9 protein-coding genes are annotated in these 13081 nt (G+C 49.4%); 3 read left to right on the forward strand and 6 right to left on the reverse strand.

Going from position 1 to position 13081, the window contains the following annotated elements; translation table 11 throughout:
- Nucleotides 1–231 precede the first annotated feature (231 nt).
- The 5 genes from V9K95_RS23550 to V9K95_RS23570 all read right to left on the reverse strand — a co-directional run bounded on the left by V9K95_RS23550 (nucleotide 232) and on the right by V9K95_RS23570 (nucleotide 6689).
- Nucleotides 232–1533, reverse strand: a complete 1302-nt coding sequence (locus tag V9K95_RS23550; RefSeq protein ID WP_337345126.1) for an MFS transporter — start codon at nucleotides 1531–1533, stop codon at nucleotides 232–234.
- Between the two features lie 133 nt (nucleotides 1534–1666).
- Nucleotides 1667–4162, reverse strand: a complete 2496-nt coding sequence (locus V9K95_RS23555; protein WP_336442407.1) for a two-component system VirA-like sensor kinase — start codon at nucleotides 4160–4162, stop codon at nucleotides 1667–1669.
- Nucleotides 4119–5135, reverse strand: a complete 1017-nt coding sequence (locus V9K95_RS23560; protein ID WP_336442406.1) for a cytochrome-c peroxidase — start codon at nucleotides 5133–5135, stop codon at nucleotides 4119–4121. The genes V9K95_RS23555 and V9K95_RS23560 overlap by 44 nt, the downstream gene beginning before the upstream one ends.
- Nucleotides 5125–5856, reverse strand: coding sequence for a response regulator (locus V9K95_RS23565; protein WP_336442405.1), 732 nt, complete (start codon nucleotides 5854–5856; stop codon nucleotides 5125–5127). The genes V9K95_RS23560 and V9K95_RS23565 overlap by 11 nt, the downstream gene beginning before the upstream one ends.
- A 287-nt stretch (nucleotides 5857–6143) precedes the next feature.
- On the reverse strand, nucleotides 6144–6689 hold the full coding sequence (locus V9K95_RS23570; RefSeq protein WP_336442404.1) for a hypothetical protein: 546 nt from the start codon (nucleotides 6687–6689) through the stop codon (nucleotides 6144–6146).
- Nucleotides 6690–7334: 645 nt separating this feature from the next.
- Between V9K95_RS23570 and V9K95_RS23575 the strand changes: the two genes are divergently transcribed.
- Complete coding sequence (locus V9K95_RS23575; RefSeq protein WP_336442403.1) at nucleotides 7335–8375, forward strand: glutamine synthetase beta-grasp domain-containing protein; 1041 nt, start codon at nucleotides 7335–7337, stop codon at nucleotides 8373–8375.
- A gap of 501 nt (nucleotides 8376–8876) precedes the next feature.
- Nucleotides 8877–9464, forward strand: coding sequence for a Urease operon accessory protein (locus tag V9K95_RS23580; RefSeq protein ID WP_336442408.1), 588 nt, complete (start codon nucleotides 8877–8879; stop codon nucleotides 9462–9464).
- 531 nt (nucleotides 9465–9995) lie between these two features.
- Here the strand turns inward: V9K95_RS23580 and V9K95_RS23585 are convergent.
- A complete protein-coding gene (locus V9K95_RS23585; RefSeq protein ID WP_336442402.1) occupies nucleotides 9996–10868 on the reverse strand; it encodes an alpha/beta hydrolase in 873 nt (290 codons plus the stop codon).
- A 654-nt stretch (nucleotides 10869–11522) separates the two neighbouring features.
- On the opposite strand from V9K95_RS23585, the gene V9K95_RS23590 reads away from it, so the two are divergent.
- A complete protein-coding gene (locus V9K95_RS23590; protein ID WP_336442401.1) occupies nucleotides 11523–12803 on the forward strand; it encodes an NAD(P)/FAD-dependent oxidoreductase in 1281 nt (426 codons plus the stop codon).
- Nucleotides 12804–13081: the final 278 nt, after the last annotated feature.

The following is a 13081-nucleotide window of genomic DNA, read 5'->3' on the forward strand; positions in this document are numbered from 1 at the left end:
TCCAGCATATTATTTATCGCGATATCTATTTCTGCAATTAACTACGCTATATCTAACTGACAAAGGAGCATGCCATGTTACATCGAGAGAGCGCACTTCCGATTGGTGCAGGATGGATGCGGGTCCGTCGACCGGTATTAGATTGTTTAGGAAAAGTGCAATCAGCGGCTAACGTGCCGCATGAAGGTCAGAGCCAATTGTGAAATGGCAGTTACGTGTCAAATGATAAGTCTATCCGTCAAGCTCCCCAGCATTTTCCAGAGTACCGGGTCGCTTCTGAATATAGACACCGATGCCAAATGCCAGGAGGGCTATGAACATGAGATAATAAGCTGGGGCCAGCTTATTAAAATGAATCAGCCATGCCAGTGCAACAGGGGTGGATGCACCGAAAACAGCGTACGATACATTGTAGGAAAATGATATTCCAGTGACGCGGACACGTGCGGGAAACGCAGTGACCATAACGTAGGGGGCAGCTGCAAGCATACCCGCCGCAGTCCCCATCAAAACAAAACCGAGGTAGAGCGTGCCAATAGAGCTTCCGATCGACGAATAGAACATGATAGTAGCAAACGCAAACAAAACGCTTCCAACCATTAGGCAAAAAGCAACACCCAGCCGGTCGATTACAGCACCGGCAACAATTGTACTAAGTGCCAGAAATAGTGAACCCACACATGTCGAGATCAGGGCGTGCTCGGCGCTATATCCATACGCCGTCTGCAGCAAGGTAGCAGGCATCAAGATTGCAACGATTATGACAGCTGACACAACCCAGGTTAACAGGAATGATACAACAACATTGCTCGGGTAATTCCGCAATACAGTAGCCAGCGGAAGTTTTGCTATCAAGAGCTGTTCTTGGACTGGATTTATAAAAGTCGACGTTTCTGTAAGGCGCCACCGCATGTAAACTGCCGGCAACCCGAGGATACCACCAATCCAGAGTGGTATTCGCCAGGCAAACGCTTCAATCTCGGCAATGGAGAAAACCAGATAAATACCGGCTGTAACCAGCGACGCAATAAAAATAGCTACTGTAAAACCTGAAGTGGTAATTCCACAGATCAAGCCGAAGCATTGGCGTGGGCAATGTTCGGCGACGTAGGTCCATGCGCCCGGAACTTCTCCACATAAGGCAATTCCCTGCAGAAGTCGGAAGGCCACCAGCAATAACGGGGCGGCTACACCTATCGTATGGTAGGTTGGCAATGCGGAAATTGCCAAGGTCGAAAATGTCATCAGTAAAATGGAAAACGCGAATATACGTTTGCGACCGATAATATCGCCAAAGCGTCCGAGAACGATCCCTCCCAGTGGTCTGAAAATATAACCGGCAGCAAATATTCCGAACGTCTGCACAATTGCGAGATAGGGTGCCGTATCTGCTGGAAGGAAGAGCCTACCAATTATCGGGATCAAAAATGCAAAACTTAAAAAATCGTAAAAAATCAAAGTACCACCCAAGGCAGCCAGTCCCGCAGCGTGGATGCTGGTAGTTTTTGGGGCAGCGCGTGTTACGAAATGCAATTCAGATTCCTGACTATAAGCTGGTCTAACGTCTCACTCCATTTCCCTACCTCTCGAGCAGTAAGGACAAAATTACGCTTCCTTGATTTGCATTAAAAGGAAATTTGTGTTGCAGAAATCATACTCTTACGTGTTAATCATGTTTTGAGCTCTGTATTTGGTCGAAAATGGCATGTGCAAGCGCATGGGAACTAAACGGCTTTCTCAGGGTTTCCGAATGCCTGGGGTGGGGGACGGCAATCTTACCGTCAGATTCTCTATCCAGCAAAAAAAGAACGGGTAACTCGCCGATCGCATCGATTTCCGCTGTCCGAAGTCCATTTCCAAGCGAACCGACATCGACTATGATGAGATGAGGGCAAGTGTGGTCGGCGTTCAATGTCTCCAAAACAGCGTCAAAGTTAGAGCAACCCAGTGGCTCGTAACCTAGTGCCGCAATCTTCTCCTCATACAGCTCCAGGAGCGATTGATCTTTCTCCAAAATGATAACCGCCTGACCGTTGCCTATAGGCACAGTCCGCTCATTGAAGAATCCGTCTATCGGGAATGCTGCCTGGTCGCATTGTGGAAAAAACAATTGGAACGTCGTTCCAGTCACCGAATTGCTTTTAACATCGATGCATCCAGCTAATCTTGTTACACTGCCGTAGACAGCTGAAAGGCCGAGTCCTGTGCCGCCGCGGTGATGCTTGGTGGTAAAGAAAGGCTCGAATATATGTGGCAAAACAGATGTGGGTATTCCGCATCCTTGATCATGCACCGCAAGCTTGACATAGTTTCCAGGTCGCAGCTCGCCGTGTGACAGGATCTTTGTGGCTACAACGTGAGCTATGCTGACATGTAAGCCGATTTCCTGACCTCTTGCGGATGCCTCCACAGCGTTTTTGCACAGGTTCATGATAATCTGCTGCATCTCCAATGGATTACCTGCGACAACCAATGGGCCATTAGCGAGGCTGGGAACGAGGGTAACCTTATCGCCCAGCGTTACCTGCAGTAAAGGCAGAATGTCATTGACAGCTTCCGCCACGTCAAATGGCTTGTTAGCCTGATCCCGTTTACGACTGTAAGTCAGGATCTGATCAACAATGTGTTTAGCGCGTTCACCACCTGTCAGAATAGCCTCGACATACTGTCGAGTTGTAGGTGAATTCTGAAGAGTCTGAAGGGCCATCTCACCGTAGCCAAGAATCGCTCCGAGAACGTTGTTGAATTCGTGGGCGATCCCGCCTGCCAATGCACCAACGGCTTCAAGGCGTTGAGCGTGCTCAAGACGATTCTCTAGCGCCTTTTTCTCTTGTCGACTTCGGTTATTTTCAACAAACTCCACCAACAGCTGTACCGAGGATTGTATCATGGCCAACTCCTCAAAACTAATTTCCGGGCGAGAGCTCTCATACTCTAAGAGCAATACTGCTGCGTGCTGCAACGATAGTAACGACCCGACGAGGATGCCGGAAACGGTCGATTCCCTAGTATAAGTCAGATCGTTTGGCCTGAACAAATCCCGGTAACTGATTTCGTTTCGTTTGAGGCTTTGAGCAAACTCAAGGAAAAGCGGCGGTAACTCAGTTTTTCCCTCAACGAATCCGCAACACTCTTTAAATTCTCCAGTTTCTGTGTCGAGAATGGCAAACTTTTGCGAAGATGCTTGGAAAAACCCCGACAGATGGACCAATGCATCTCTAAGTAACTCTGGGAACTGAGATGACGAGTTGGCGATCTTTGATTTCACGCTCGAGGTAAGTTCCTCATATTCCAGGCGTCTCTTAAGTATGGCAGCCTGATTGCGGAGCTGATACACAAGTAACGATACATAGAAGCAGAGAGAGATCGCAGATGATCCAAGTATAATTCCGCCCCAAGTTGATCTTTTGGCCTCTTTGCCATAATTTTCTAGGTATAGTTTCTGTATTTGCTGTGTTCTATCTGATATTACTGATCCCTGTACAGATAGTATTTTTGAATCAACGGCTGGAAGTATTTTTACTATCATGCGAGCATGCGTTACTAACGTAGTTATGTCTCGGATACCTGCCTTATTGGATTTCAGTAACAAATCTAGATCCCTGCTAATTTCAATTGCGAGATTATCATCGGGTTTAGTCGAAAATCTCATTATCATATTACCCAGATCGATCACTTCGGACATCAATTGCTTGATCGCTTCATCCTGGGACTGATTAAGGGTCGTCAGTGTCTGACTGAAAACACCAGCCGAATTCTGCAACAAGGCATTTCTGGTCTTGAATTGTTCGACGAGTATTTCATCAGACAAAATGTCGTGCTGTAATCGAATAAGCAGATTACTGAGACGTTCATCACTGACAAAAGTGGTGGTCATGAAAAGGCTGTTCAGCTCAGTAGTTAACTTTCTAAGTGCAACAGTTGAAGCAACCAGGGGATCGTAAGATCGCAATAAGCCAAGTCGTGTCTGTAGTATGTCTCGTTGCAAGGACGCGTGGTTAAGATCAATTGAGCGCAGTGTTGTCATCACTGACTCGTGCTTTGATTGCTCCGGGTTTCGTCCGACAGCGAAAGTGACTAAAAGGAGAGCTGAAGTTACAACTGCAATCAGCCATGGGTCACTTAGCAGGCTGAACCGGGGCTGATTTAAGTCTTTCACCATTGTATTCTCCGGTCAGACTCTTAAGGAACTCGACAATTGTTTTGATGTCAGAGTCTGTCAGTTCCCGGCCGAGCTGGCTTTTTCCCATGACTGCAACTGCCTCAGCAAGCGTATCTGCACTTCCGTCATGGAAGTAAGGAGCTGTGACCTCAACATTTCGTAAGCTAGGGACACGAAAGATATTATCCGTCCCATCAAGGTCGCTTGGCTGCCAATCAAACGACGTTGGAGATGAGTGCGTTCGCTCGCTTGGATTTGCGAAAACACCAAAGAGTTGAAACATATTGCCACCAATATTCGAACCTTGGTGGCAAGATACGCATCCGATTTTTAAAAAAAGCTCGTAGCCACGCTTTTGTTGCGGGTCCAGCGCATTGCTGTCTCCCATCAGATAAAGATCAAATGGCGCGTTAGGAGTTGATAGGGAACGCTGGAACTCAGAAAGAGCGTCAAGAACATTTTCTCGATTGGGTGGTACCCCGTACATGGTCTGGAATGAAGTCGAATAGCTGTTCATTGCATTCAAGCGCGGGAGCAACACTTCCCAGCTGTTAGCCATCAGATTCTCGTCCAATAAAATTTTTTCATTTTGCAATGTTAGTGAAGTGAAGCGCCCCCGCCATCCTAGGCGATAATTATTCCCCACGTTGAAAACAGTAGTGGAGTTAAACTCGTGCATCTTACCGTCATAGCCGGTTGTCCGCTTAGAGTGTACTGTGCCACCGGCAGCCAGATCATGGCAAGTGCTGCAGGATAGTGTCTGCTTTTTGGATAGAATAGGGTCGTGAAAAAGCTTTCTCCCAAGCTCTACCTTGCCCATGTTCAAAGCGGATGGCGCTGGCAAAGGACTCAAAGAATCTCTGGATTCCACCGACAAAGCAGTCGTTATTGTGATTGCTGGCCCGATTACCGCGACCGCAAGAGCGAGCTTTAACACAACACGGATACTTTGGGCCGGTGCGTTAATGATCACGGTTGGGCGCCGCACGATTGGTGACCGTAACATCGTCATCGAAAATGTATCCGACACCTCGTTCTGTTTTAATGAGTTGGGGCCTTGAGGGGGTGATTTCTAGTTTGCGACGGAGGCGCAGTATCAGAACATCAATGCTGCGGTCGAAAATCTCTTCATTATGGAGCCGACTGGCCGCCAGTAGCTGTTCCCTCGTAAGGATCTGGCGGGGCGAATCAAGGAAAGCGATGAGGAGATTGAACTCGCTCACCGTCAGCTTGACGTTGTGAACACCTGCACGCACAAGCTTTCGCAAGTGTACGCTCAAAACCCACTCTCCAAAAGAATAGGTTCTTCGGTCCTTCTTACCTTTGATGACACGCTTCTCGCGGAGGGATGCCTTCACTCGAGCCAGAAACTCCCTCATTCCGAAGGGCTTGGTAATGTAGTCAATCGCTCCTAGCTCAAGCCCCACCACCTTGTCAGCTTCCTCCAGTCGGTCTCCACTGATGATGATGATTGGTGCATCAGATGTGCTCGCAAGTGTTCTCACGACATCTAGACCATCTTCATGGCCCAAATTCAGGTCGACAATGACTAGATCGACAGGATCTGTGGAGATTATACGGGAAAGGTGTTGACTATCGCCAGCTCCCGTTACCCGGAAAGCATATTGAGAAAGATAATCGATCAAGAGACTACGCATGCCGGCATCGTCGTCGATAACTAGAATGTGCTTCAAAGATCGAATCCCTTGCCGTCTACTTCGAATTCGTCAGCTGAAAAGCTATACGATGATAACTGTTAGCCATAGATTTCTATGGCGCATCGATTCAAGCTTGTCTCAGATCAGCACTTCGAACATGTTTCAAAGAAGTCGAAAAAAGTTGCAATCGTAAGAAAGTTGGCAATCCGGCACCTGTTTACGTCACGATTATTGGCGCGGAAACAAGATGATGTGGATAAAAGGCGCGCATCGTTAAGGCCAGCAAGGTCTTGGCGCCAGATCAAACCCCGAACAGAGTTAACCTATACACGCAGAAATAAGGGAGCGCAGGTCAAGGCTGTCCGTATATCCAACCGTTTAATCTGTCTAATCCACCTCATGCGGGTTTTATCGTCGGGGGAAATGATGCGGAATGGACCATCATTCAGCGATAGCGGCATGCCATCGATGGTATCTACCAGTAGGAAGCGCCCTCGGTCGAACTCCGGCAGTGCGAAAACGGCAGAGAATCCATCACGGCCCGTTATGACAAGATACTTTCCGGCATCAACTTTTTTAAGCTTCTCTTTGATTGGAGCTCCACTCAGACTCAACAAATAACTCAGATCTACGCCAGTATATGTTACTAGTGTGCCATCCTCGCCAGGTATCGACTGAACGCTACGAGGAAGCGCTGTGATCTGCGACGGCGAATAAGAACGCGGATTTATCCCATCACCGCTGACGAAGATTTCCGCGTCCAATTCGGAACTGCCGTCGCGCAATAGAGTAACGATAACTGTCGTAAGAGATGCGAACGCGACCATGACGACCGCAAGCAGTGCATATTTTTTGGGGGGTATAATCAACTGCGTCTCCCAAAAGCCTTCCGTAAGCTGGCAGGCATGTAATGTTGCGGGTAATTTCCGGCAGTTGCGTATAAGGATAGTTGCAGAAGGGATATAAAAAGTTACATTTGCAGTACAGTTCCGAATGGGAGTAATCTGTTCCAGTAGATCTGGCGAGACACATACACCTCCAAGCCAGTGTAAAGAGTGTCGAGGCAGGCAGCTTGCGCTTTCGACAGCTGGCCACCAAGCATGCACAGGGACATTTCTGCTCGATGCAAAGGCGTCCGTGGCATTCGTTATTCGGGCTATCTTATTAATTGTGGTGTTGTAACTCGCGTCTCCCAAATCGGGCCCGAATGGACAACCTACTGAAAGCTCACATCCAGAAGTCCTCTGGAAGCCGTCGGTGGTTGAACCAGTCGACCGATTATAAGGTAGAGAATTCCGCCGTTTCGAATCTCATCCATGGTGCACGTCGATGCATGACCTCGGCTTTGTGAGGAGGTCGTCGTGGTGCCGGTTGCCACCAGCTGGGCGCGTCTAAGAGAACCGCTGGCTCCCGAGGGCGCAGATGTTACGGATGAAGCAAAGTAGCGGATTCTTGTAACTCCGCGGTAGTGGCGCTGCATCAAAGAACCCCTGCCAAAACCAAAGGAGTCCACTATGACTAAGTTCAAGCTCGAGTATATCTGGCTCGATGGCTATATTCCGGTCTCTAATTTGCGAAGCAAGACGCAAATAAAGGAATTTGATGAATTCCCTGCACTCGAGCAGTTGCCACTTTGGGGTTTCGACGGCTCGTCCACCCAGCAGGCAGAAGGGCATAATTCCGACTGTGTGCTGAAGCCTGTTGCGATATATCCCGACCCAGCCCGCAGCAACGGTGCGCTCGTCATTTGCGAAGTTATGTTGCCGGATGGGATTACCCCGCATACGTCGAACAGCCGTGCAACAATCCTCGACGACGAGGACGCGTGGTTCGGCTTCGAACAGGAATATTTCTTCTACGAGAATGGCCGCCCGCTCGGCTTCCCAGAGCAGGGCTATCCAGCTCCGCAGGGTACTTATTATACTGGTGTTGGTTACAAAAACGTTGGCTCAGTTGCCCGCAAAATTGTGGAAGAACACCTCGACCTCTGCCTTGCAGCGGGCCTTAACCATGAAGGCATCAACGCCGAAGTGGCTAAAGGCCAGTGGGAGTTTCAGATATTCGGTAAGGGCTCCAAGCGTGCCGCTGATCAGATCTGGATCGCTCGCTATTTGCTGTTGCGTCTCTGCGAGCGATATGGGATCGACGTCGAGTATCATTGCAAGCCGCTGGGCGATACCGATTGGAATGGCTCGGGTATGCACTGCAACTTCTCTACTAAATTTATGCGTGAAGTTGGCGGCAAGAAGTACTTCGAAGCTCTCATGGCTGCTTTCGCCAAGAACTGGAAAGAGCACATCGACGTTTACGGCCCGGACAACCACATGCGCCTGACTGGTAAGCATGAAACTGCTCCATGGAACAAGTTCTCCTATGGTGTAGCCGACCGCGGCGCGTCGATTCGCATTCCGCACTCATTCGTTAAGAATGGTTTCCGTGGTTATCTCGAGGACCGTCGCCCGAACTCGCAGGGTTGCCCCTATCAGATCGCTTCCGTCATTCTGAAAACAATCTCTGAAGTGCCGGTGGCAATTTACTCTTCGGCTGCAGCTTGATTAGCCGAAATTCGCCGGCCTTCGGGCCGACGAACGCTGTCTCTCTCAGACAAGGGTCGGATCGCGGCACATCCGAAGAAGGCGAACGTGTGATCAGGTCATAGTCCGCGGAGCTCAGCTATTGTCGGTGAATGAGCCACATCCTGCAGCCTTTGCCATGCGGATGGTCGGATCAGGACGAAGTTGATTTGCTTAAATGCGGCCGATGATCGACGCGTCGGCTAGATCAGGATCTCACTTGTGAGGGTGTCCGAAGAGGACATGGGTAACATTGGGGAAGACGTCGAATTGTTCCGTTGATCCATGCCATGAACGTTATCCGCTTTGACGAGCGCCATCAGGTGCCGATCATATGATAATGCGCCGCTAACTCCGGCGGCTGCAAAAACTAACATCGTGGCACGCGTTACAGAAATGTGCGTGTGCGGAGCCATTGATCGATCATCAGTAGAAACGCTGGCGACAGCGTCTGACCGGAAGATACTATCAATGAATAAAATTATGATAATCGGCAATGGAACTGTAGATGAACGCCACGCCAGGACAATTGATGCGGCAGACTTTGTCATAAGATTCAATGACTGCCGATCGTACGTGACAAGCGGTACGCGCACTGATGTAGTAGCTGTTTGCAACACTGGTCGCCCGGCCAAGGCAATGCTTGAATCACTGGAGTGGCACAACCATCCGGCGGTCATAGGGGCCACCGAAATATGGTGCGTGCGCGGTGGGGCAAAGTTCGCAGCCATGCGACCATTCATTAACATCCTTCATCCTGAGTTATGGGATCTTTGTGACGACAAAACACAGGACTTCCATCGTTTTTGTGCCGACACGGGGAAGAAATGCGTTGAAATTGGCCTCGCTATCCATGAGTGGGTCGATGGCGCCCTCCAAGCGTTCGATCCTGCGCCCTACATTGCTCCCAGCAGCGGTATGATTGTGATAGCAAGCGTGCTTCAATTGTTTCCCAGTGCGATGACGACTATTGCAGGATTTAGCCACGTGGGGTGGAAGCATCACCCATTCGTTGCTGAGCGACAATTAATAGACAGCTATGTTGGTGCTGGAAAATTGGTCCGACTCTGAACCGGATTCTGTGTTGATCACCGGAATGTACACCGCAAGATACTTGGTCTTGGCCTGATTGGTCTCATCCGGTACTCTACTAGGGCTTCAATAAACGAGCTGCGAATGTAGCGCGATTCCTAACTCGTGGACCTCTTTGCTTTCGTCTGAAACAGCACCATCGTGAGTTTACCTACGCATCCTCCACGGAATGCCCTGTGAGTTGCTATTGGCGCGAGGGGAGCCTCAACCGGGTAGATAGCCCGTCCACGAATGGCAGTGACGGATGTAGATTTGATAACTGAATCCCCGTTTTGTGGTAGTATGTGCCCTCTCGGGACTGCCCGCAAAGGCTTGTATGGTCGCGGAGACTCAAGCTTATAACCCTCATCAATGTCCTTTGACGCTTCACGGGCATCCGCGAGATTGATGTGGGATAACCATCGTCCCTAGCTTCGAATATGGGTAGGTGCAGCAAACTGGCGTTTTCATAGGAACGTAAATGGTCGTCCATACAGTGCGTGCCGCGTGACGCCTTACAAGCTAACAGTATCATGCGGTCAGATGATGAGCAAACCAGTCTGCCTGAATTTTTGAAATAGTTTCAAAATGAGGGGAGCCATAAAAGTCGTAGTGGCGTGCATCTTTTTGTAGATGGTACGACTTTTGTCCCGGAAGGGCATCATATAATCTTCGAGCTTGCGACGGCGGATTCACGATATCGTTTTCGGCTGCCATCACTAATACGGGTTGGGAGACACTCTCTGCGGCGGCAACGGGCGCGTAACCAACGATCTCTCTAACTGTAAGAAACGGAATTTTTACATCCACTTTAGGGTAAAGTTCTTTGATTTCCTCGAAAAATGAGGTGGAGTCTTTGTCTGTCAGCACTTTGGGAATAGGTACAAATATGTCCTTCCCGGAGTGAACCTTTCGTTGGTAAAGTTTTTCCAAAGTATCGAGCAACGCTATTCTTGCACCCTGCGCCAAATCCCCGGTGATAAGGCTGAGACCATCCGCGAAAGCCAGTTGACTCACAACACATTTGACAACATTGGAGCGCGCAGCAACTTCAATGACATGGCCGCCACCCAGAGAGGTACCCCACAGACCAATTTGATTTGCATTGACAAACGGTTGCGTTGTCGACCAATTCACCACTGCGTCGATGTCCTGGATCTGTTCAGCCGGAATAAGGCGACCCCTCTCACCAGAACTGTCGCCGAATCCTCGATAGTCAAAAGTTATTGCATTAAACCCAGCGTGTGAGAACGCCTCAGCAAACGCCGGCAACAGGATGTCTCGTATCCCGCAAAATCCATGGCAAAGTATTATTGTCGGACTCCATGTTCTTTCATTATGGAGGTAAGTACGAACTGCCAAGCTGCCAAAATTCGCTTGAATATAGGTATCTGTTATTTTCACATTGGATCCTGTACGTTGTGCACAAACGGTTATGCCAAAAAGCACCGCGGAGAAAATGCGCGAGCTAGAAGTTGTTCATTTGGAGTTGATGTCAATCAAGGCCCAACTTGTTTCAATAGTAGCAATACTCAGTAATTTTCAGAATTGCTCCATTCAGTGAGTGCCAGCGCCGCCTCAAATGATGGTTTGATCAGCGATCACCGGTCAATAGTGCCCAGTCTGCTCACTGAGACGGGACCTTAACAGAGTTCGAAACGCCGCATAGCTGAAGTGCGTGGCAATTCCAACATCGGGTAGCAATCGCGCCACTCCTTTCAGGATTACGCCTGTCATTAGTGCTGTCCCGCAGATATCTACAGTCCCGAACCATGCCGGACCGCATCTGCGAGAGTGTCCTTAGCGTAAGACCAGCAGTGGAGGTTGGATCTAGGTTCTTAACTAAATTGAAAGCGCTTCCCGTATTAACGACGGTCCCGTAGACAACGGCGGACGCTGGAAGTGGCACCATATGTCGGTAGCGGTCGATGCAAGGCATGCGCCTGCTCCGGGGCGACAACCTGTTTTGTTTCAGTTGAAATGAAAACGCCATGAATAATAACCGCTGCGTAGCCGAAATCGTTTACCCTGGGTTCTAGTCAAAGATTGGAGAATGACTTGGCAATATCAGATCATGCCATCGTAATCGGCGCAGGAATTGGTGGATTGGCCGCAGCCGGCGCATTGGCCGATCATTTTAAGCACGTTACGATTATGGAGCGAGGAAGAGGGGCGAATAGCCAACTACCGCGAACAGGTGCTCCGCAGTCGTCTCAGTTGCACTACCTGTTGCAGGGAGGGCTTGCGGCTCTTTGCGAGATTTTCCCACATTTAGATTCTGAACTAGCACGTTCGGGCGCTGTACCTATATGGGTCGGGCTGGATGATCGCAGGGAGTATCCGGGCTTTGATCCTTACCCTCAATTCGATATCGGAGTAAAGGGTTACTCGATGTCACGTCATTTTGTTGAGCGAACCATTCGCAATAGCGTCAACCGTAAATCGAACGTAACAGTGCTTGATAAATGCCGCGTACGGTCAATTGTAATTTCGGAAGGGTTTGTAACTGGGGTTGAATGGGAGGACGAATGTGGGTCGCGTAAAACTCAACGAGCGAACCTTGTTGTCGATGCCTCAGGTAGGGGCGCCCTCACACTTGCCGCCCTGCATGGCGCAAGCTATTCACGGCCGGTCCAAACAACCGTCGGCGTTGATGTGCAGTGTGCAACTGCAGAGTTAGAATTACCTGCAATTCCCCAGGATTGGAAAACTGTCGTCACTATGCCAGATTTTAGTGAAAACCTGAGAGTTGGTGCTCTTCTACCTATCGAGGGTGATCGCTGGATGGCATTGCTATCCGAATGGCACGCCGAAACTGCAGTAAAAGACCAGGCCAGTTTTCTGAATGTCGCGCAGACCTTACGCACACCAACCATATATAATTCCATCAGAAATGCTAAGTTTAGGAGTATAAAAGGGTTCAGATTTCGCGACAGCTATTGGCGACGTTTCGAACATATTGCTGAATATCCTGAAGGTCTGATCCCGCTTGGAGATGCCATCTGTCGCGTCAATCCGATTTACGGCCAGGGCATGTCCTTAGCCGCCAAAGAAGCTCTGGCTTTGAAAGAGATACTGAATCGAAAGGCACTGAGTAATGATCCGTTGACCGGAGTGAGCAAACAATTTCTTCAGGTCGCATCGGAAATCATAGCTCCAGCATGGTCCATGTCTGCCCTTCCCGACTTGGCGCTGCCCCAGAGCCGGGGCAAAAGGGCCTTGGACATGCGGGCGCTACTTAAGCGCCAGTCGGAACTGCGTCACGCCGCTGCGTATGATCCTTTGCTGTATAAACGTCTGCATGAGGTACGTCATCTCGTCAGCTCTGAAGTTCCTTAAGCAGTCCTGAGGTGATTTGTCATTGAACAGTATGAAGATTGCAGTCATCTATCGGGGTGAACCTAAGCTCGTTATGCAGGTTGGCTATAGTGTTCGCGTGTATAGAGTCTCGATTCTCTTCCTATGCCTGGAGCAAGTTGAGATATCGCCCTCTAACTCAGATGAAGTATATGCACCCTGTCGATACTTGGCAATTGAATGATCAGATCATCGCCATGCCACCGTTTACATGGATCGTCTGGCCAGTGACGTAGGCAGCCTCACTGCTGGCAAGATAA

This window comes from Phyllobacterium sp. CCNWLW183, from assembly GCF_037203775.1.
GTDB classification, from domain to species: Bacteria; Pseudomonadota; Alphaproteobacteria; order Rhizobiales; family Rhizobiaceae; genus Phyllobacterium; species Phyllobacterium ifriqiyense.